This window comes from uncultured Sanguibacteroides sp., from assembly GCF_900543425.1.
In the GTDB taxonomy this organism is placed as follows: Bacteria; Bacteroidota; Bacteroidia; order Bacteroidales; family Marinifilaceae; genus Gabonibacter.
Genome location: NZ_UQRQ01000025.1, coordinates 20307 through 42564, shown reverse-complemented (window position 1 = coordinate 42564; position 22258 = coordinate 20307). Strand labels below are relative to the sequence as shown.

The following is a 22258-nucleotide window of genomic DNA, read 5'->3' as shown; positions in this document are numbered from 1 at the left end:
TAAATATTCCAACAGGATTTCCAAAAAGGGATTTTCAACAAAAGAGATGTATATCGCCGGAACGGGAGAATGGAGAAAAGTTGGCTTGCCAACCGCTTATTTCGACAGGAATAATGCCCTGGAGGTGATGGATGATTTGGGGTACAAGTACGCGATGACCCAATACGTGGAAGATAAAACTAGTTATACCATGTATATGGATAAGGGAAGAGGAAGAATGGCAGATTTTATTTATGGTAAACGAGATATATTCGTGGAGAAAGCAACATATCTACCCAGGAACAAATCTGTCCTTCACTATCAAGGATTGAAACACCTTGTTTCTCCAAGAGTGGAAAATTTGTTGTTTGTTACTACAGGACGGACAAGTACGATACGTTATACAAATCCTGTGGAAATAGATACATTCTGGGCGGGATTTTGGAGCTTCGTACAAGCTGGTTCTAAATTTGGTAATGAATTTGATTATATGAACGAAAGAGTAAAATATAAAAAAACAGGATTAAAATGAAAAACATAATAGGAGTAATTTTATTATTATTGATAATATTTGGTGGATGCAAGTATGATTCAATGGAACGGGCAAAGGCAGAATTTAATAAAGACTATTTAAAGTCTCGTTCAATGTTTGACAGTTCTCTTGTATCCATATTTCCTTCTTATGTTCATTCTTTATACTCGAGAATTATAGGATACGCTTTAGATTCATACGAATATTATAGGTTTAACGGAATGATTTTGGAGGTTTCTTATTCAGACTCTCTCGCTAGGGCATTGGTTAATAGTAAGCATGAAACTGTTTATTCTTCACAAGATAGTAATTTGTTGATTGTCGGTAGACTCGGGGAGAGCACGGTGGAACGTTATCGGGAATTTGAAAAAAAATATCCTTGGTCGAACAGTAAAGGCTATATACCGGTACCTAATTTTTATGAACATAACTATTCTATTGAAACTTCTCTTGGAGATATTGATCCTCTAAATAATCGTTTACCCGAAGGATATACTATTTACGTGGTAGATGCCTCGCCCGGGATCTATATCAAAAAAGAGTGGTTGACGGAAGGTTTAGGTCTTCCTCCCGAGTGGAAGAACGGTTATTCCCGGGGCTACGCAATCAGTAGTGATACCACTAAAAATATTATTTACTGGTTAGCGATTTGGTGATTTTATTTGTAAAATAGGGATATAGTTACGGGGGAATGTCTTTTGGGCATTCCCTCGTTTGTTGTTTTATTTGAATTTTGAATATAATGTTTTAAATTTGTTATCGGTGGTAAAGTCCGGAACCGTTTTGACAGCCACCTACACTTACCTGGCTGACGGGACGAAGTTAAGGGTAGCGGACGCGAGTGGTAGCGGATTCTATTACTTGGGTTCTTTGACGTATGCGAGAAACAGCGCGGGAACACGGTTAGAGGGGGCAAACACGGCGAGCGGCCGTATCCTGGTGAAAGGTAACACAAGAGCGGGAGATACTCCTTGCTACTACCTGACCGACCATCTTGGTAGTGCTCGGACCATTGTAAACTACTCGGGTAGTGTGATAGAACAGAACGACTATTACCCCTTCGGTACAAGATACAGCCAAGCGGGTGGTGGCATGGAAACTTCCAATCGTCTTAAATACAACGGCAAGGAAGAGCAAACCACGGGAAACCTCGGTTTCCTCGACTACGGTGCCAGGATGTACGACGCCGAACTCGGGCGGTGGTTTACCGTCGACCCGATGGCCGAAAAGTATTATTCTTTAAGTTCTTATAATTATTGCGCGAATAGTCCTATTTTGTTTATTGATCCGGATGGACAGGCCTTGGATTGGTTTGTTGATGCCGATGGTAGCTTGTATTACGATCCATTTATGAAAAAAGGAGACGAATCGAAGCTTGGAGATTCCTGGAGTTGGTTGGGTGAAAACGGCATGTTCGGAACCCCGGACAGGAATATTTTAAATAAATATTCCAACAGGATTTCCAAAAAGGGATTTTCAACAAAAGAGATGTATATCCCCGGTACGGGAGAATGGCGGAAAGTTGGCTTGCCAACCGCTTATTTTGATAGAGAAAATGCTTTGGATGTAATGGACGATTTGGGATATAAATATGCAATGACCCAATACGTGGAAGATAAAACGAGTTATACCATGTATGTAGATAAGGGAAAAGGGCGTATGGCTGACTTTATTTACGGAAAACGTGATATCCTCGTGGAAAAAGCAACATATTTACCTAAAAACAAATCTGTACTTAATTATCAGGGTGTTAAGTATATTGGAAGTCCGAGAATGGGATGGCGTTTTACAACATCTTTCGAAAAAAGTAGAATACGTTATTCCCATCCAGTAGTAATAGATGCATTTTGGGCTGGGTTTTGGAATCTTGTGAAATTTGGTTCAAAATTTGGTTCTGAATTTGATTATAGAGATAAAAATATAATATATAAAAATAGGTAGTTAAAATGAAAACGGCAATTGGTATAATACTATTGTTATTTATGATGCTGAATGGATGCAATTATGATCCAGTCGAACGGGCTCGAACGGAGTTTAATAAGAACTACTTAAGAACTCGTTCTGTATTTGATAGTTCTTTGGTATCTACATTTCCAGTTTATGTTTATGATTCTCCTGCTATTATCAAGGGATATACTTTTGCTTCTTATGAGTATTATAAGTTTAATGGAATGATTTTGGAGGTCCCTTATTCAGATTCTCTTGCCCAGGCATTAGTCCGTAATAAATATAAGATAGCTTACTCTTCTCAGGATAGTAATTTGTTGATTGTCGGTAGACTCGGGGAGAGTACAGTGGAACGTTACCGGGAGTTTGAGAAGAGTTACCCTTGGTCAAATAGTGAAGGATATATACCGGTACCTAATTTTTATGAACATAACTATTCTATTGAAACTTCTCTTGGAGATATTGATCCTCTAAATAATCGTTTACCCGAAGGATATACTATTTACGTGGTAGATGCCTCGCCCGGGATCTATATCAAAAAAGAGTGGTTGACGGAAGGTTTAGGTCTTCCGCCCGAGTGGAAAAATGGCTACTCCCGGGGCTACGCAATCAGTAGTGATACCACAAAAAATATTATTTACTGGTTGGCGATTTGGTGATTGTTCTTGTAAAATTAGGAATATGGTTACGAGGGAATGTCTTTTCGGCATTCCCTCGTTTGTTTTATTTTTAATTTCGAATATAATGTTTTAAATTTGTTAGTAGCGGTAAAGACCGGAACCATGTTAACATCCCACTATATTAACTTGGCAGATATGGTTCTGTGTCGATCCGATGGTCGAGAAATATTACTCGTCGAGTTCTTGTCATTATTGTACTAATAGCCCTATTTTGTTTATTGATCCGGCTGGAAGATTTTTTGTACTTATTGATCATACGGGAATTACTTTGAAATGAATTGATTTTTAAGATGGTTCCGATGCTATTTTGCGGGTAGCTTTATTATGAAACATTTTTGTTTAAAACAAATTTGTTTCATATATTTGTTTCATAAAACGGATTTTACAATGAATACACCATTTATTTTCGGAAGAATAGCCAAGTCGGAAAATTTCACCGACAGGGAAAAAGAGACCGCATTGCTGGTCTCTAATTTTAATTCACTCATCAATACGATTATAATTTCTCCGAGACGTTGGGGGAAAAGTTCTCTTGTTGCCAAGGCTGCCGATATTGCAACTTCGCAAAATGAAAAACTCAAGATTTGTAAGATTGACCTTTTTAACGTGCGCAATGAAGAGCATTTTTACGAACTCCTTGCTATGAACATTCTGAAAACCACCTCTTCGAGATGGGAAGAGTCTATTGATTCGGTTAAAAAATTTTTCACCCGAATTATTCCCAAAATTGTTCTTGCCGGTGAAATGCGAAACGAAATCTCTCTTGAGTTCGATTGGAATGAAATAAGAAAAAATCCAGATGAGATTTTAGATTTAGCTGAACGAATTGCGATAGACAAGGGAATTCGTATAGTTGTATGTGTCGATGAATTCCAGAATATTGCCGAATTTAATGATCCGCTTTACTTTCAGAAAAAACTGCGTTCGCATTGGCAGCAACATCAATATGTTTCTTACTGCCTCTATGGAAGTAAACGACACATGATGCTTGATGTATTTACCAATTCGTCAATGCCGTTTTATAAGTTTGGTGATTTGCTGTTTCTTGAAAAAATAGACACCCCTTCGTGGATTGCATTCATCACGGAACAATTCTCAAAGACAGGTAAAATCATAACCGAAACACAAGCACGCCTGATTGTCGGCTTAGCAGACAACCACCCGTACTATGTTCAACAGCTTGCGCAACAAGCATGGCTTAGGACAAGTGATTCTTGTACGGAAGAGATTGTAAAAGAGGCTCATATCACTATCGTCGAACAATTAAGTTTATTGTTTGTAACGATTACGGAGTCGCTAACCAATAATCAGATAAACTTTTTAAAAGCAATGGTTGCAGGAGAAACAACCTTGTCATCAGCCAAAGTGATTGCTCGCTACCGCTTAACATCGTCCGGTAACGTAACTCGTTCAAAAAAATCTCTTATAGAGAAAGATATTTTGGACAATAAGGCGAATAAACTTTCGTTTCAAGACCCGATGTATTACTACTGGATTAAAAATCAATATTTTGCATATGGGTTATAGTCGGAGATATAACCGTCAAACATGGGAGTACTCCGCTTTCGTTCTTTGAATATGGGTATATATTTTTTAATATAGTTAATTGTCAGATATCTGTGTGAGCTAAAGTTGGGTTATAGAGAGCTGCGCTTTACTAATATGTACAATTTTTGTAGATTTGCTGGTGATCTAAAAAACCTTGATGATGGTTCTTGGATGTGATTTTTGTCACCCCAAAAGAACCGTCCCTGCAGATCACTAATTTTTTGTTTGAATTTATCGTATAGTAATCCGGAGGGAGAGGGGGTGTTGGTGTAAGGGGAACTTGGATAAAAGCTGTTTGTTTTTCTCAATTATTTCTAAATAGATTCTTTGTATAAAATATTGTTCGTATATTTGCGAACAATGTAAAAGTATGGAAAAGCCAGAAATGAGTAAACAGGAGAGATTAGCACGGATTGCCAAAGCAATGGGACATCCTCACCGTATAGCGATACTTTCTTTTCTTGCAGGTCAGGATACCTGTTTTTTCGGTGATATTCACGAGATTTTACCCATTGCCAAAGCAACCGTATCACAACATCTCAAGGAGTTGAAAGATGCCGGGCTGATTCAGGGGGAAATTGAAACACCCAAAGTAAGATACTGTATAAATAGAAGAACCTGGGGCTTGGCCCGCGAGCTGTTCCAGAATTTCTTGAGAGAATTGCCGGAAAATAAAGATGTATGCTGTTAGCATATATTTTTTATATATAATGTTCGCAATATTACGAATAATAAATAATTATAATTTATGGATAAAAATAAGATCAAAGAGATGGTAAGGCAAAAATACAGTGAGATAGCCTTACAAGATAAAGAGACAAATCAATCCTCCTGTTGTGGTTCCGGCGGATGCTCCACGGAAGTATATCGTATTATGAGTGAGGAGTACAATGAACTCGATGGTTACAATCCGGATGCCGACTTGGGGTTGGGGTGTGGTCTGCCTACTCAATACGCGAAAATTAGAAAAGGGGATACCGTGATAGATCTGGGGAGCGGTGCCGGAAATGATTGTTTTGTTGCAAGAGCGGAAACCGGGGAAACCGGAAAGGTAATCGGTATTGATTTTACTCCTGCCATGATTGCCAAAGCCAGAAAGAACGCTGAAACGCGAGGTTTTAACAATGTCGAGTTTCGGGAAGGGGATATTGAAAATATGCCGGTATCGGATGAGGTTGCCGATGTTATTGTCAGTAACTGCGTTCTTAATCTCGTACCCGATAAACGTGCCGTGTTTGCCGATATTTACAGAGTATTAAAGCCCGGCGGGCATTTTAGCATATCCGATATCGTTCTTACGGGTAATTTGCCGGAGAAGATCAAATCGGCGGCTGAAATGTATGCCGGTTGTGTTGCAAGTGCCATCGATAAAACGGAATACCTCGGTTATGTCGCGGAGGCGGGATTCACGAATGTAATCCTTCAAAAACAAAAACCGATTATAGTACCTGACGATATACTTAAGCGTTATTTGAGTGATAACGAGATTACAGAATATAAAGCTAACCCGACGGTAATTTTCAGTATCACGGTTTACGCGGAAAAGCCAAAACCTTGTTGTTTGTCGAATAGTTGTTGTAAGTAAATCATAAGTACCCCATAGACCTTGGCATAGTAGGTTGCAAATTCGTTTTGCAAGAATTCGGATTATTTTTTTATAAAATGTGAAAGCTCATGCGGCTATAGAAAATACGCTATAGTCCAATAGTGTTTTTATATTTAAAGAGAACAACATAAAAAAAGCGAACGTCAATCATGGGATGCCGCTAAGAAGAGTAGCCAAACGTTTTTGGAACCCTATCAATAACCGTATGCCGAGAATGATTTTATAGATTTTATATTTTATTGTAAGTTAAAAAAAATTATTATATTTACGAAGTTGTTGAAATAAATGTTGTTTGTGAGGACATGTGTGATAACAAATAAATATTTGTAGTATGAAAATAGAAATTTTAGATTCAAAGAAAAAGATCGGTTTTTTGTTTTTGAAGGGGATTTGGATGTGTTCGTTAATAGGACTTGCGATCGCTGTTTTTATGGCAATTAAATATTACTTTACCGGATTGGCCGGTGAAGATTTTGGGAAACAAATATTTTATGTTGAAGTATGGTTTATCGTATCCACTTTGCTTGGAATCGGGGTCGTCCTCACGCATCGTTATGCCAATAAGGTCGTGAAGCATATCCTCCGTATGGTGGGAATTATCTATGGTGTTTGCACGGGAATTCTGCTCAGAGATATAACCAACAAGCATGCAAGCGGTATTGATTGGGGCGATTTAACTATGGAATGGTATAATATAGGTACGGTGTGTGTCGTGATAATAGCACTCCTGTTTACCTACCATTGGGTTTATATCCGGATTAAAGAATAAGATTAAAGAGTCTTAAGTATAAACGGTTAAATATAAGTCGACTTTATGATTGAAAGTACAGGCATACCCTCGGGCGACGAGGATATTAAGGCTACGATTATGTCCTTAGAAAAACAGGCTTTAGAGCAATGGAATCATGGGAATCCCGATGGGTTTATAGAGTTGTCATCCGATGATGTCGTTTACTTCGATCCCGCTTTGGAGAATAAACTTGAAGGTAAGAAAGCCTTAGAGGAATATTATGATCGTGTTCGGGGGAAGGTTAAAATAGATTGGTATGAGATGATCCGGCCTGTTGTATTGTTATCCTCGGAGACTGCCGTCTTAGTGTACGATTATGAGGCTCATAGGGATGGGCAGGTGTTTAAAATGCATTGTACAGAGGTGTATAAGTCAGATTCATCCGACCGATGGCGGATCGTGCACACGCATTGGTCTTTTGTCTTGCCTAATACTTAAAATAACCCGCGGGGACGGTTCTTTGGGGTGGTTTTTAACCCCAAAGAACCGTCCCCGCAGGTTATTCGGTGATTTCGCTTTGCTGGTCTTCTTCCAGGACGAGGTTGATTTTGTATTGGTGTTTGCCGGAATAATCGGTCGCCTGAGAGGTGGTGACTTTCAGGTGGTCGGCGGGGATGCCTTGGGTCGTCAGGTAATTGAATGCCTGTCTGTTGCGTAATTCTATCAAACGATTTATTTGCGATTCCACAAATGTCGCGGACAGGAGAGACCGTGTTTTTTCCTGTACGGAAAGGCTGGAGATACTTGGGTCTACCTTGCTGTTCAGGTAGCTGTTGAAGTTCGGGTCTTTGGTTTCGATCTCCATAATTTTAGCGTAATCGATGGCTTGTAGCGTGGTATCGCTTTTTTCGGGATGTAGTGAAAGATAGTAATCTTTTTTGATATCGAACAGGGCTATCTCGTTGTAAGCGGCTTCCCGGTTGATCTCTTGTTCCAGGGTCAGCGTCATGTCCGGTTTAGCCTTGATTAATTCCGTTAAGGCATTGAAGGTGGAATATTGTTCGGATGTGAAATCCCATTGGGTGGCAGTCAGGGGAATGGAACTCAATTTGTCGGGAGAGAAACCTAATGAATTGGCTAAAAAAGAGACGGGAGACACGGCTACTTTGATCAGAAGGTTTGTCAGCGTTTTAAAGATGAGTTTACGGTATGAAAATTCGGGAGAGGAGATATTTCCGCTGACAGGAAGATTCATGTTGATTTTATCGTTTTTGTCTTTGATCAGGTAGAGGGCCGTTTTTAAGGGAAGATTATACTCTACTTTAAGTCCTTTTTGTTTGTTTTCCAATTCGCAAGCGAATACGTCTAATGAGTTACGCCCTTCCAATTGGCTTTTCTTTACCGTGTTTATGCTGGTGAACGCAAGGTTCCCTTTTCGGATCGGGTAACCGAAATATTGTAAGCAGTAAGGGGTAAATTCGATCAAGTTCAGGTTTTTGATAGCTAACGTCAGATCCAGGTTGCTGATGTCGTCCAGTTTACCTTTCCAGTTGATATAGGCTGATCCACCGTCCGGTAATTTCGTTTGAAGGCGGATGTGGTTAACGCCCGATAGAGTCAACGTATCGGAAATGATACTTAATTTGTCCATGCGAAAGGAGAACGGCTTGTGCAGGGTATGATCGTTAAACGTGAAATCGGATTCGGTTATGGCCAATTTCCCCAGGCGCAGATCCATGGGGATAGATGCGGTAGTATCCGGTGTCGCTGCCGATGTTCCGGAGGCGTTATCCGCGTGCCTTTCCGGTTCTTCTTTGAGAAATGCCGTGTAGTTGTTATGATCGGAATAAAGTTCGAATGAGGAACTTAATTTATTGATGGATAATGATTTGAAATGGAACTTGGCTATTCCGGGATTGACTTCTTCTATGTCCAGACCGATGGAGTCGATGGCAACTATTTTTTGTTCTTTTTCATCGGTAATGTGTAGCCCTTTCAAGGAGGTAAGTCCTTTTACCGTAATATCCATGATGTGGTTGGTATTTCCCGCGATGTCCAGATTCGCGGAAAAAGAACCGTTTAATTTCCCGACTTTCAAATAGTCCGACAGGTAAGCCTGAAGGTTATCGATGGCAAAATTTTCTAAACCCAAATGGACCACATAACTACCGTCTGTCAGGTTATACTGGGTTTGGGTCTGCAACGATCCTCCATTGCTGAAATTCAAATTAATGCCTACGTCCGTATTTTCTCCGCTGAAATAGACTCCCGGAATATGGAGGTTCATATCTTCCATGTCCCATACGGAATTCCGGATCAGGTCACGATACAGCACATGCCCTCCCGCAAGGTTGATGTTATAGATAGCAATTGTCAGGGAAGAGCTGGTGGAAGTCGTATCTGCCGGGGAGGTTAGCGTATCTGCCGTTTGTTTTTTCAAAAGGTCGCTGAAATTGAATGTTTCGCCCCTTTGCCAAAGATTTACCTTCGGGTTAATAAGTGATATCTCGTTTATTTTTAGTTCGTTAACTATCAGTCGATATAGCGAGAGGTCTACGATTAACGTGTCGAATGAAATAAATTTGTCCGAATCGTTTGCCTCGTATAAGGTAAAACCGCTAATCCGATTGTAACCCGTGAAAAGATTGGCATAGAGTTTTTCTATGACTACTTTTCGGCCGATTAATTCTTTCCCGTGTTTGTTGATATAATTTTTAGCAATGGGAGGGGCTATTGTGATACCGATAATTACCAGACCAAGGAAAATGGCCAATGTGATAAGTATAATCTTAGTAATTTTCTTCATGATTTTATTTTTATACATAGATCGTGATCAATTTGCGGGCGCAAAATTATTAAAAAAAACAGCAAAGTGGATTTTTTTTTTAAGAGGATTTGGAATCTGTTTTATGCCTGGATTTTTAGTTTGTCGTAAAGCTGTTTCTAAGTTTCAGTTTTTTATTAAAAAGAGTGATTTGGTTTGATTTTGTTACCTAAATGATTAAATGCTGTTAAAAATTAAGTTAAAATAGATTTTAGAGTCACCCTTTTTGCTCCTTTTGGTGTTATATAAGCAGAAGATTAAAGTTGATGATACTATGTTGAAAATTATTTTAGTTGTTGGGATGTTATTATTCAATTTGGTTGAAGTTGAAGCCCATGAAAAGAAAATGGTGGCGTTGGATGAATTGGTACGAAAATTTGAGGCAAATCCATCGGATGCACAAAATACTATTCAATTATTAAAAGAATTAAAGAATCAAGGTAAGCCGAATAACGATGTCGTGGAACGTTATTTTAAGACGCAGCACGAGACGGATTACTTGAAAGAGTATAATTGGTCGATTATCAGGGATTTTGTTGATGATGTCGATGCGCCGCAAATAAAATATTTATTTAAAAACCAACTCAAATTTATGCAGTCTTATTCCAAGGATGATGTTTTTCAAAAGTTGGATAATGTATTAGTAGGACATTTGGAGCGATTTTATAATAAGGATAAGACTCAATACCGGAATTATCTGGAGTCGTTGAAAAAATCAGGATATGAGCATTACGATGTCGTTGCCGATTATTTTTATATCCGGGAATTGCGTTCGGAACGTAAGTCAGAGGATTATTTTTATAAAGCTCGGAAGCTTTTCCGCTATTTCCCCGAGAATCGCAAAATGATCAAAGAGATTACGGACGGGGCGTTAGAGATCATGAATGATGTTTCCAGGTTAAAGGTAATACAGTTGTGGGCGGGTAAGACGGTAGAGTCTGCTAAGGATTTCGATGCGATATACAATTACGCTTTGATCTCTCAAAAATGTGGATTTAGGGATGTTGCCGAAAAGTACGCCCGTTTGGCCAATGCCATTGCAGAAAAATCAAAAAACCAGAACTTTCAGGAGAAGGCTCGTAAATTGATGCAGGTAGTGAAATAGTCTTTGATACGTCATAAAAATATAACAGAGGGTAATCGCGGGGGTTATCCTCTTTTTTTATATCTTCGCAATTGAACAGAAGAGTATAAGAATGGAAAAGAAAGGTTTAATTATTGCAGTCGACGGTTATTCTTCCACCGGTAAAAGTACGGTTTCCAAGATTTTAGCGGCTCGTTTGGGGTATACTTATATCGATACCGGAGCGATGTATCGCATGGTTACTTACAAGGCGATATCGGAAGGAATTGTTTCGGGTGACCGGGTAGATGACGAACGTTTGAAAGAGGTATTGCAAAAGATTGTTTTTGGATTTAAATACAACCGGGGAAAAAACCGGTATGAATCTTATTTGAACGGGATTTACGTGGAGGATGCGATTCGTCGGATGGATGTTTCCGATTCTGTCAGTTTGGTATCGGCCATTCCGTATGTGAGAGAGGTGCTGGTACGTAAACAGCGGGAGATGGCCGAAGAAGGGGGAGTTGTGATGGACGGACGGGATATCGGAAGTGTCGTCTTTCCTCACGCGGAGGTCAAATTCTTTATGACGGCCGATCCGGAAATACGGGCACAGCGTCGTTACAAAGAGTTGATGGAGAAGGGGGAGAAGGTGACCTATGAAGAGGTGGAAGAGAATGTACGTAAACGGGATTATATCGATGAAAACCGGGAGGTCAGTCCGTTGAGGAAAATGCCGGATGCTGTTGTCATCGATAATGGAAAGATGACCATAGAAGAGGAAGTGGAGGAGATGTTGAAAGTGATAAAATCAAAATATGAAGGTTGAGATTGATGAGAACTCAGGTTTTTGTTTTGGTGTCGTCAATGCCATCGAAAAGGCAGAAGAGGAGTTGACGCACGGTCCTCTTTACTGTATCGGAGATATCGTGCATAATAGTTTGGAGGTGGAACGGCTGCGGAACCTGGGATTATATACGATCGACCATGAGGCGTTTGCCCGTTTGAAGGATTGCCGGGTATTGTTCAGGGCCCATGGAGAGCCGCCCAGCTCTTACCGGATGGCCGATCGGAATCATATAGAGGTCATAGATGCTTCTTGTCCAGTGGTATTGAATTTGCAACAAAAAATTCGTAAGGCCTATTTAGCGGAATCGAATGCCCAGATTGTTATATACGGAAAACGGGGACACGCGGAGGTAAACGGTTTGGTCGCACAGACGAACGGGGAAGCCGTGATCGTGGAAGATGAAGCGGATGTTGAAACTATCGATTTCTCCCGCCCGATAATATTGTTTTCTCAAACGACCAAGAGCCTGGACGGTTTTCGGAGTATTGTGGAGAAGGTAAAAGCCAAGGCTAAGGGTTCGGTAATCGTGAATGATACGATTTGCAGGAAGGTAGCGAACCGTATACCTCAACTAAAGGAGTTTGCGGCTCGTCATGATGTAATCCTCTTTGTAAGCGGAGAGAAGAGCTCGAACGGCAAACAGCTTTTCGCCGTTTGCCGAGAGGTGAATCCCCGTACTTATTTTGTTCAGGGAGAGGATGATATCCGCGAAGAGATGGTCCGGGATGCCCGAAGTGTAGGTATTACGGGAGCGACATCGACACCTCATTGGGTTATGGAGGCTATTTTACATCGGTTGGAAACAGACCCTTTTAATGATATAGACCGTTTTAAACAATAATGTTTATCAGGAAATTACTATGGGAAGAATAAAAAAAATAGGTGTTTTAACCTCAGGAGGTGATGCACCGGGTATGAATGCCGCTATTCGTGCGGTTGTAAGAGCTGCTATTTTTAACGGTTGTGAGGCTTATGGTATTTACGATGGATACGAGGGATTAATTTCCGGTAACGTAAGACGCCTGCAATCTCATGACGTGAGTAATATTATACAACGGGGCGGTACGATCTTGAAAACAGCGAGAAGCGAAGCTTTCCGGACCCCGGAAGGGCGGACTCGGGCTTACGAGTGTTTAAAAAAGCATGGTATGGATGCCTTGGTAGTCATCGGGGGTGACGGAACTTTTTCCGGGGCCCGCGAGATGATTCAGGAACACGATGTACCTATCGTGGGAATACCCGGAACGATCGATAACGATCTTTACGGTACGGATTATACGATCGGTTACGATACGGCGGTGAATACGGTCGTGGAGGCTGTAGATAAGATCAGGGATACGGCAAGTGCTCATAACCGTTTGTTTTTTATCGAGGTTATGGGACGGGATGCCGGATTTATTGCCTTGCGCTCGGCTGTGGCTACGGGGGCTGAGGCTGTTCTTGTTCCGGAGATCAAAACGGATTTGGATGCCTTGAATCAGTATCTGGAGCATGACTATAAACCGCATAAATCCAGTGGAATCGTGATTGTGGCGGAGGGCGAAAAATCGGGAGGTGCGTATACGATTGCCGAAAAAATTTCCCAGAAGCATCCCGATTACGATGTACGGGTGACGGTTTTAGGGCATATTCAACGGGGAGGTTCTCCTTCTGCCTTTGACCGGGTAACGGCCAGTACCTTGGGAGTTGCGGCCGTAGATGCTTTGATGGACGATCAGATGAGTATTATGGTGGGAATTGTAAATAAAGAGGTCGTGCACGTACCTTTCAATAAAGCGATAAAAAATTCCAAACCGCTAAATCATAATCTGTTGGGGTTGCTGGAAGTACTATCAATTTAATTGACAATCAAAAGAATGAAGAGATTAGGAGATTTATGATCTCGGATTTTAGATTGACGATTTAAAGAAACAAGGATTTTATGATTGGGGATTAAGTGATTAAAGGATTAGGTGATTCTGTGATTGGGTGATTGATGATTTAAAGATGGTAAAATCGGGACCCGATCATGATCGTAAATTGATTTCAGACCTTATAAATTGGGAGTTTTAGCTTGATTTACGCGGATGTTATTATCCCTTTGGGGGTAGAGGGCTTTTTTACGTATTCGGTACCGGAGGAATGGGAACATGCGGTGGCGAAAGGGGGGCTTGTTGCCGTTTCTTTCGCGGGTAAGAAGCGTTACACGGGTGTCGTGTATGCTTTGCACTCCCGTAAGCCGGAAGGGGTTACGGTAAAACCCATAGATCAGGTTTTGGATGCGGGTTTTACTCTTTCGGAAAAGCATTTGAAGTTTTTGTTATGGATGAGTGAATATTACATGGCTCCTCCGGGGGATGTTATTCGGGCAGCTTTTCCTGTTGCCATGCGTTTGGAGAGTTATACTTGTGTGGGGTTGGCGGAACCGGATGTTGAAGATCAGGTGTTTAGCGATGCCGAGAAAAAGGTGTTGAATTTACTGCGTCCCGGGGAATTCCTTTCGATTACGGAGATTGAAAAATGCTTGAGGGGTTGCCAGGTGGTGAGTATTGTAAAGAGCCTGCTGGATCAGGGTGTCGTTGCGATAAAAGAGAAGGTCGATGATCTTTTTAAGCCTAAGCAGGAGAAGAGGGTTTGCTGGGTACGTCGGTTCGAGGAAGAAGAGTTATCTCGTTTACTGGATACATTGAAGAGGGCTCCGGTACAATATCGTATGTTGTGTAAATGGATCGAATATTGTGAGGAGCAGGGGGTAGGTTTTGTAAATCGGATAGATTTTTCCCGTTTGATCGGAGACTCTGCAGCAGCTTTAAAAGCTTTATGCGACCGGGGAATATTGAAAATAGATTCGGTAGTGGTTCGTTGTTTTCATGATGATGAACGGGATGAAGGAGAGGTTAACGAGCTTTCGGACACACAGCAACTCGCTTTAAAACAGATTCGGGATTCTTTTCAAAAGAAAGATTGTGTTCTGTTACAGGGGGTAACTTCCTCCGGTAAAACAGAAGTATATATTCATTTGATACGGGAAGTATTGGCTCAAAACAAACAGGTGTTGTACCTGTTGCCGGAGATTGCGTTGACGGTACAGATCGTGAGGAGGTTACAAAAGGCTTTCGGCAATCAGGTGGGAATCTATCATTCGGGCATGTCCGATCGGGCCCGGATGGAGATGTGGAAGAAACAGAATGGAGATACACCCTATCGACTTGTTTTAGGAGTGCGTTCCTCCGTTTTCTTGCCTTTCCGGGAATTAGGCTTAGTCATTGTAGATGAAGAACACGAGGGGTCTTATAAGCAGAAAGAACCTTCGCCCAGGTATAACGGAAGGGATGCGGCAATCATGTTGGGAAAAATGTTCGGGGCTAAAATCGTTTTAGGATCGGCGACACCCTCTTTTGAGAGCTACGGGAATGCAATGAGTGGAAAATACGATTTGATTCGTATGGATGTCAGGTATGGGGATGTGAAAATGCCGGAGTTGGTTTTTGCCGATATGAAGGAGTTCCGTCGGAAAAAATTGATGAAAGGTGCTTTTACCCCGGTGTTGTTCGAAGAGGTGAGACGGGCGTTGGAAAAAGGAATGCAGGTTATCTTGTTACAGAACCGGAGAGGTTATTCTACTTATTTGCAATGTGATCATTGCGGGGCAATTCCCCGTTGTAAGCATTGCGACGTGAGTATGACCTATTATAAATACAGGAATACCCTGAATTGTCATTATTGCGGAAGTCTTCGCCCCGTACCTGCCCTGTGTGAAGAGTGCGGGCAGGGGCATTATATTCAGCGAACTCCCGGAACGGAACGTATCGAAGAGGAGGTGTCGGAGCTTTTCCCGGAAGCCCGTGTGGCCAGGATGGATTTGGAGGTGATGAACAGCAAGACGAAGTACAAGACTTTGATCGATCGTTTTGAAGCAGGAGATTTCGATATCTTAATCGGAACGCAGATGGTCTCCAAAGGACTTGATTTCGAGCGGGTGAAATTGGTCGGGGTCATGGATGCGGATAGTTTGATCGGATATCCTGATTTTCGATCCGAGGAACGTACTTATGCTATGTTGACCCAGGTAAGCGGACGGAGCGGACGGAAAGGGGAGCGGGGAAAGGTCGTCATACAGCTTTCGGACTCGGATAATCGGGTTTACCGGTGGGTGGCACAGGGAAGTTATCCGCTTTTTTACGAAGCCTTATCACGAGAACGGGAATTTTTCGGGTATCCTCCTTTTGGCCGTTTGATACAATTGGAGTTGCGTCATAAGGACGAGATTGTACTTCGTCGTGCTGCTAATGAGTTGGCGGAACAGTTGAGATCGAGGTTGGATAGGCGCGTATGCGGCCCTGCCGTTCCTGAAGTTTCCCGTATCCGGGAGATGCGACGGATACAGTTGTTAATAAAGGCAGAACCCGCTTTGTCCTTATCCAAATTGAAATCTTTTTTAAAAGGAGCGATCAGCGATTTACTTTCTCGGAGTGATTATCGGACGTTAAAAGTATATTTCGATGTAGATCCCATGTGACCCGTGACATTTTGCCGGAAAACAGAAGTCGATTGGGTGTTTTTCTATATCTTTGCCTGCGTTTGGGTGCAGGAATATAAAAATAGGTAGCAATGAGTAAAGAAACATATATATGGATTGCTTTCTGTGTGTTTGCTTTTATGGTCGGCATGCGTTTGAAGAAACGTTTCGGAAAAAAGCGGGAGCAAGAACAGGAACAAGTTCGGATTAACAAGAACCAGAGACCGAAGCAGGCCCGGGAGGAACAAGGAAAAGCTCCTGCGGGACGAAGAAACAGAAAAAAGACGTTGCGTTTGTTTATGATTTTGCAAATGACGTTGGTCTTCGGGTTGATGGTTTATATTATTCCTGCCTTATTGCGTGATTTGACACGGATCGGGAGTGTCGATGCGACGAATCTTTTTTTACGTGTGTTAATATTCATTTTTGCTCTTTTAGTTTTTATAACCAGTTATCTGAAATTGGTTCGTCAAGGGAAACAAAAGGATCAGATAAAATAGTGAATGCCGATCATCGGAAAATTTTGGAGGGGATTACTATTTTTTTGGGAAAAACTTAAAATTAGCATTAACATTTTTTAGCGGGCCCATTTTAACATTTGGGTGAATAATCTTTACTTTTGAGGAAACCGAAAAATAAGGTGGCGAATTACCTGGTTCGGTGTGTCTTTTGAAACATGTATCGGGAGTTTTACGTTACGTGTTATTATGAAAAGCGGAATTATAAATTTCTAATTAAAATATAAGTATATGAATACTGTTGATATTAAAGCATTAAATGAACGCATACAGCAGGAAAGTTCGTTCGTCGATATGATAAACATGGAGATGAATAAGGTGATTGTAGGCCAGAAGCATTTGATAGAAGGGCTTATGATCGGCATGTTATCAAACGGGCATATTCTATTGGAGGGTGTTCCCGGTTTGGCGAAAACATTAGCGATAAATACGTTGGCTCATATTATCAATGCAAAGTTTAGCAGAATTCAATTTACTCCGGATTTATTACCGGCCGACGTGGTAGGTACTATGATCTATTCTCAGAAGAAGGAAGAGTTTGTTGTAAAACACGGACCTATATTTGCAAACTTTATATTGGCCGATGAGATCAACCGGGCTCCGGCAAAGGTACAATCGGCCTTACTGGAAGCCATGCAGGAGCGTCAGGTTACCATTGGGGATATGACTTATAAATTGGACGAACCTTTTTTGGTAATGGCCACTCAGAATCCGATAGAGCAAGAGGGTACTTATCCGTTACCGGAAGCACAGGTAGACCGTTTTATGTTGAAGGTAGTGATCGATTACCCGAAAAAGGACGAAGAAAAATTAATTGTTCGTCAGAATTTGGAAAAGAGTTTCCCGGAAGCCAACACGATACTGCAACCGCAGGACATTATGCGGGCGCGTGAAGTGGTGAAAGAGGTTTACTTAGATGAGAAAATAGAAAAATATATTGTAGATATCGTTTTTGCGACGCGTTATCCTCAGGAACACGGGTTGGAGAAGTTTGTCACGATGATTGCTTACGGAGCCTCTCCTCGTGCAAGTATCAGTTTGGCCAAAGCGGCTCAGGCTTATGCCTTTATAAAACGGAGGGGATATGTTATCCCGGAAGATGTGAGGGCTGTTTGTCATGATGTATTGCGTCATCGTATCGGTTTGAGTTATGAGGCAGAGGCTAATAATCTGACAAGCGAGGATATTATCAGCGAGATATTGAACACGGTAGAGGTGCCTTAATCGATCTATGATTTCGGGTAGAAATCATAATCCCAAGCAAGTACCAGTTTTGAGGCTGGAATTTCGAATTTAGAATCGGTAAATCTAAAATGAATTAAGGTGGAAACTTCAGATCTGTTAAAACGAGTCAGAAAAATAGAGATTAAAACCCGGGGATTATCGAAAAATATTTTTGCGGGAGAATATCATTCGGCCTTTAAAGGGCGAGGAATGACTTTTAGTGAAGTTCGGGAATATCAATACGGGGATGATATCCGGAGTATCGATTGGAACGTGACGGCTCGCTATAACCATCCTTACGTGAAGATATTCGAGGAAGAACGGGAGTTGACGGTCATGTTACTGATCGATGTAAGCGGCTCCCGTAACTTCGGTACGATTTCAAAATTAAAGAAAAATCAAATTACTGAAATTGCCGCGGTCTTGGCTTTTTCTGCCATACAGAATAATGATAAAATCGGAGTTATTTTCTTTTCGGATAAGATAGAGAAATTTATTCCACCCAAAAAGGGAAGAACTCATATCTTACATATTATTCGAGAGTTGATCGATTTTAAGCCTGAAGACAAGCAGACCAATATTGCCGAGGCTTTACAGTATTTGACCAATGCTATTAAAAAGCGTTGTACCTGTTTTTTAATCTCCGACTTCATGGATGATCATGATTTTGAGCATCCTTTGATGATTGCAAATAAAAAACATGATATCGTGGCGTTGAGGGTGTATGATCCTCGGGAAAATGAGATTCCTCCTGTCGGGTTAATGTATTTAACAGATGCGGAGAGTGGCGAACACATCTGGATCGATACCTCCGATCGCCGGGTGCAGGAAGATTATCGCCGTTATGTATTTGAGCGGGAAAAGGATTTGGATCGTATATTTAAACATTCCGGGGTAGATGTCGCTTCTATCAGTTCGGACGAGGATTACGTGATGTCCCTGATTGCTTTATTTAAACGCCGGGGAGCCGGTTATTAAACATAAAAATGCGGCGGAAGAAGAAATATAAAAGCAAAAGATGAACATGAAAAATAAGTTAGTTATATTGATTGTTGTTTTGCTGGGATGTATCGCGGGTGTGAAGGCGCAAAACATTGAATATATTGCCGAGTTGGACACGAACTACATCATGATCGGCGACCAGATTCATTTGAAAATGAAGGTGAAGGCCGATCCGGGTGTTCGGGTCGTTTTTCCGTTGTTGAAAGATACGATCGTTAGCGGTGTCGAGGTTATTTCCGGTCCTGTTCGGGATTCGATAAAGGAGAAAGACGGCCGAATGTTAATACAGGAGGCTTACCTGATCACTTCTTTTGATTCGGGTGTTTATACGATACCTCCTTTGCCTATCCAAGTGGAAAAAGAGAGTTATAATAATGTGTTGCGGACAGATCCCATGCAATTGATCGTAAACACGTATGCGGTCGATCAGCAGAAAGGGAATTACGATATTGTCATGCCGATAGCGACACCCTGGACGTTGGCAGAGATCCTTCCCTACCTGTTATGGGTTTTATTAGGTCTTGCGATCCTGCTTTTGGTTTGGTGGATTATTAAGAAGCGTAGAGCCAATAAGCCTTTGTTTGCTATCGAAAAACCGGCCATTCCTCCTTATGATTTGGCGATAAAAGCTTTGAACGAGATCAAGGAAGAAAAATTATGGCAAAGTGGAAAAACAAAGGAGTATTATACGCAGTTGACGGATGCGATCCGGAATTATTTGGATGGAGAGTTGGATATTCCGGCTATGGAGCAGACTTCGTTTGAAACCATGCGGTCATTGGAGGGGTGTAAGGAAGTCGCTGCTCCGTTAAAAGATAAGCTGGGGATGATGTTTGAGACTGCCGATTTCGTGAAATTTGCCAAGGCAATGCCCTTGCCGGATGAGAATGCCCGGAATCTGGATATTGCTTTTGAGTTTGTCAACCACACGAATGAGCAGGTACAGGAATTGAAAGAGCAGGAAAAGCAGGAGAAGGAGATTCGTGAACGGGAAGAACGGGAGAAAGAGGAGGCAGCACGAAAGGAAGCGGAAGAGAGAGAAGAAAAGTAGAATTGATTTGAAAATATATTCATTTGTAGATTTGGAGAAGAGCGAACCTTTCGGGGACGTGAACTTTTTCAGATGTCGAATGTTCAAATGAAAAGATTATGTTTGGATATGAATTTGCAAGCCCTGGGTATTTTTGGATATTATTGGTATTGATACCGATGATTATCTGGTATGTGCTAAAGGAGAAACGTTCGCATGCTGATTTGCAGTTTTCTTCTATTAGGATATTTAAGATGATGAAACGGGGCAATCGGATTTGGGCTCGTCATTTATTGTTTGCCGCGAGAGTACTGGCTATTGTATTTTTGGTATTTGCCCTTGCCCGTCCTCAATCCAGTAACAGCTGGCAGACCTATAACAGTGAAGGTATCGATATCGTGTTGGCTTTGGATATTTCCGGAAGTATGCTGGCACGGGATTTCACTCCCGACCGTCTGGAAGCAGCTAAAGAGGTGGCCACGAAATTTATACTGGAGCGTCCTCAGGATCGGATTGGTCTGGTGGTTTTTGCGGGAGAGAGTTTCACGCAAAGTCCGTTGACGACGGATCAGGCCGTATTAGTCAATGTGATGAAGGATATTCATAGCGGGATGATAGAGGACGGGACGGCGATAGGATTGGGGTTAGCCAATGCGGTAAACCGTTTGAAAGACAGTCCTTCCAAGTCAAAGGTGATTATTTTGTTGACGGATGGAGTAAACAACCGGGGGGCCATTGCTCCCATGACGGCCGCGGAGTTAGCTAATACTTTCGGTATCCGGGTTTATACGATCGGCGTGGGAACTTTGGGAGAGGCTCCTTATCCGGTACAAACTCCTTTTGGTGTTCAATTGCAGCGTATGCCCGTGGAAATCGATGAAGATGTTTTGATGCAGATTGCCAATATGACGGGAGGAAAATATTTCAGGGCAACCGATAATGCCAAACTGGCTCAGATATACCAGGAGATCGATCAATTGGAAAAGAGTAAGATAGAAGTAAAGCATTTCAGTAAGAAGAACGAACAATATTTTTATTTTGCTTTGATCGGAGCATTGTTGTTGATATTGGAATCTGTTTGTCGGTACACGTTATTGCGGAAAATTCCGTAACGGGTATCGAGGAGGAGTTATATGAATAGTATTGAAAATGTGGTTTACCACTTAAAAAATAGAAGGTATGTTTAGATTTGCGCATCCTGACTTGTTATATTTATTGATTGTCATTCCGTTACTGGTTATATTTTATATCGTAACGGTAAGGCATAAGAAGAAGGCGATAGCGGTATTTGGAAATCCGGATTTGCTAAGTGGCTTAATGCCTTTATTATCCTTTAAGAGGGGAGCATTAAAGTTCGTTCTGATCTTGATCGCACTCTTTTTTATCATATTGGGTGTCGCGGGACCTCAATTCGGCTCTAAATTGCAACAGGTAAAAAAAGAGGGCGTGGAGTTGATTATTGCCTTGGACGTTTCCAATTCGATGTTGGCTCAGGATATAAAACCCGATCGTCTGGAGGCTGCCAAGCAGGCAATTTCCCGGATGGTGGAGAAGTTGAATAACGATAAAATCGGTTTGATCGTTTTTGCCGGTGACGCTTATGTGCAATTGCCGATTACAACGGATTACTCTTCTGCCAAGTTGTTTTTATCCGGGATAAGTACGGATATCGTACCGATACAGGGAACGGCTATTGGTAATGCGATCGATTTGGCAGCCAAATCGTTTACTCCGAACACGGAGGCTTCTAAAGCGATCATTGTGATTACGGACGGGGAAAATCATCAGGACGATGCTGTTGCTGCTGCTAAAGCTGCGAGGGAAAAGGGAATATATGTGCATACGATAGGAATGGGATTACCACAAGGAGGGCCGATTCCGGAAAAGGGAAATCCCGGCCAATTTATGAAAGACGGTTCGGGAAACGTGGTGATTTCCAAGTTGGATGAGGAGACATTGAGGGCTATTGCCAAGGCGGGAGAAGGAATGTTCGTACGGGCAAGTAATTCGAATGTCGGATTGACAACTTTATTGGATGAAATTAATCGGATGGATAAAACCTTGTTGGAAGAACGGGTATATAGTGATTATTCGGAAAAATATCAATATTTTATTTTAATAGGTTTATTGTTTGTATTGCTTGAATTTATCGTCTTAGGACGTAAGAATAAAAATCTATTGAAGATTAATATATTCGGTAATGAGGAAACCGTAAAAAATTAGGAGT

At 41.5% G+C, this 22258-nt stretch carries 21 protein-coding genes; 20 read left to right on the top strand and 1 reads right to left on the bottom strand.

The features are described from left to right. The 9 genes from QZR76_RS12015 to QZR76_RS11975 all read left to right on the top strand — a co-directional run. The coding region (locus QZR76_RS12015) for a hypothetical protein (protein ID WP_294143066.1) at positions 1 to 511 on the top strand (511 nt) is incomplete at its 5' end. Then, positions 508 to 1167 (top strand): hypothetical protein, encoded by a 660-nt coding sequence (locus tag QZR76_RS12010; RefSeq protein ID WP_294143065.1) that lies wholly within the window; start codon positions 508 to 510, stop codon positions 1165 to 1167. The genes QZR76_RS12015 and QZR76_RS12010, both read left to right, overlap by 4 nt. Before the next feature lie 106 nt (positions 1168 to 1273). After that, a complete protein-coding gene (locus QZR76_RS12005; RefSeq protein ID WP_294143064.1) occupies positions 1274 to 2452 on the top strand; it encodes an RHS repeat-associated core domain-containing protein in 1179 nt (392 codons plus the stop codon). A gap of 5 nt (positions 2453 to 2457) precedes the next feature. Beyond that, entirely contained in the window at positions 2458 to 3117 is a 660-nt protein-coding gene (locus tag QZR76_RS12000; protein WP_294143063.1) for a hypothetical protein, read from the top strand. A gap of 408 nt (positions 3118 to 3525) precedes the next feature. Further along, a complete protein-coding gene (locus tag QZR76_RS11995; protein ID WP_294143062.1) occupies positions 3526 to 4665 on the top strand; it encodes a P-loop NTPase fold protein in 1140 nt (379 codons plus the stop codon). Positions 4666 to 5056: 391 nt separating this feature from the next. Beyond that, complete coding sequence (locus QZR76_RS11990) at positions 5057 to 5377, top strand: metalloregulator ArsR/SmtB family transcription factor (RefSeq protein WP_294143061.1); 321 nt, start codon at positions 5057 to 5059, stop codon at positions 5375 to 5377. Between the two features lie 57 nt (positions 5378 to 5434). Beyond that, positions 5435 to 6271 (top strand): arsenite methyltransferase, encoded by an 837-nt coding sequence (locus QZR76_RS11985; protein WP_294143060.1) that lies wholly within the window; start codon positions 5435 to 5437, stop codon positions 6269 to 6271. A 352-nt stretch (positions 6272 to 6623) separates the two neighbouring features. Next, a complete protein-coding gene (locus tag QZR76_RS11980; protein ID WP_294143059.1) occupies positions 6624 to 7061 on the top strand; it encodes a hypothetical protein in 438 nt (145 codons plus the stop codon). Positions 7062 to 7106: 45 nt separating this feature from the next. Further along, entirely contained in the window at positions 7107 to 7520 is a 414-nt protein-coding gene (locus tag QZR76_RS11975; protein ID WP_294143058.1) for a DUF4440 domain-containing protein, read from the top strand. Positions 7521 to 7581: 61 nt separating this feature from the next. On the opposite strand, the gene QZR76_RS11970 is transcribed toward QZR76_RS11975, so the two are convergent. Continuing rightward, entirely contained in the window at positions 7582 to 9828 is a 2247-nt protein-coding gene (locus QZR76_RS11970; RefSeq protein ID WP_294143057.1) for a DUF748 domain-containing protein, read from the bottom strand. A 292-nt stretch (positions 9829 to 10120) separates the two neighbouring features. On the opposite strand from QZR76_RS11970, the gene QZR76_RS11965 reads away from it, so the two are divergent. The 11 genes from QZR76_RS11965 (at position 10121) to QZR76_RS11915 (ending at position 22254) form a co-directional block, all read left to right on the top strand. Next, the gene (locus tag QZR76_RS11965; protein ID WP_294143056.1) at positions 10121 to 10951 is read left to right on the top strand and encodes a hypothetical protein; all 831 of its coding nucleotides are present in this window, start codon (positions 10121 to 10123) and stop codon (positions 10949 to 10951) included. A gap of 91 nt (positions 10952 to 11042) precedes the next feature. After that, entirely contained in the window at positions 11043 to 11738 is a 696-nt protein-coding gene (cmk, locus tag QZR76_RS11960; protein WP_294143055.1) for a (d)CMP kinase, read from the top strand. Next, positions 11728 to 12600 carry a 4-hydroxy-3-methylbut-2-enyl diphosphate reductase gene (locus tag QZR76_RS11955; RefSeq protein WP_294143054.1) on the top strand — a complete coding sequence of 291 codons (873 nt, stop codon included), beginning with the start codon at positions 11728 to 11730 and terminating at the stop codon, positions 12598 to 12600. The genes cmk and QZR76_RS11955 overlap by 11 nt, the downstream gene beginning before the upstream one ends. A 19-nt stretch (positions 12601 to 12619) precedes the next feature. Beyond that, positions 12620 to 13600 carry a 6-phosphofructokinase gene (gene pfkA, locus QZR76_RS11950; RefSeq protein WP_294143053.1) on the top strand — a complete coding sequence of 327 codons (981 nt, stop codon included), beginning with the start codon at positions 12620 to 12622 and terminating at the stop codon, positions 13598 to 13600. A gap of 212 nt (positions 13601 to 13812) precedes the next feature. Next, entirely contained in the window at positions 13813 to 16257 is a 2445-nt protein-coding gene (gene priA / locus QZR76_RS11945; protein WP_294143052.1) for a primosomal protein N', read from the top strand. Between the two features lie 92 nt (positions 16258 to 16349). Then, positions 16350 to 16757 carry a hypothetical protein gene (locus QZR76_RS11940; protein ID WP_294143051.1) on the top strand — a complete coding sequence of 136 codons (408 nt, stop codon included), beginning with the start codon at positions 16350 to 16352 and terminating at the stop codon, positions 16755 to 16757. Between the two features lie 249 nt (positions 16758 to 17006). Then, positions 17007 to 17999 (top strand): MoxR family ATPase, encoded by a 993-nt coding sequence (locus tag QZR76_RS11935; RefSeq protein WP_294143050.1) that lies wholly within the window; start codon positions 17007 to 17009, stop codon positions 17997 to 17999. 99 nt (positions 18000 to 18098) lie between these two features. Beyond that, positions 18099 to 18977: a DUF58 domain-containing protein gene (locus QZR76_RS11930; protein ID WP_294143049.1), complete on the top strand. Its 879-nt coding sequence runs from the start codon at positions 18099 to 18101 to the stop codon at positions 18975 to 18977. Between the two features lie 46 nt (positions 18978 to 19023). Then, the gene (locus QZR76_RS11925) at positions 19024 to 20052 is read left to right on the top strand and encodes a hypothetical protein (RefSeq protein ID WP_294143048.1); all 1029 of its coding nucleotides are present in this window, start codon (positions 19024 to 19026) and stop codon (positions 20050 to 20052) included. 98 nt (positions 20053 to 20150) lie between these two features. Next, positions 20151 to 21143, top strand: coding sequence for a VWA domain-containing protein (locus QZR76_RS11920; RefSeq protein WP_294143047.1), 993 nt, complete (start codon positions 20151 to 20153; stop codon positions 21141 to 21143). A 67-nt stretch (positions 21144 to 21210) separates the two neighbouring features. Beyond that, positions 21211 to 22254, top strand: coding sequence for a VWA domain-containing protein (locus QZR76_RS11915; RefSeq protein ID WP_294143046.1), 1044 nt, complete (start codon positions 21211 to 21213; stop codon positions 22252 to 22254). Positions 22255 to 22258: the final 4 nt, after the last annotated feature.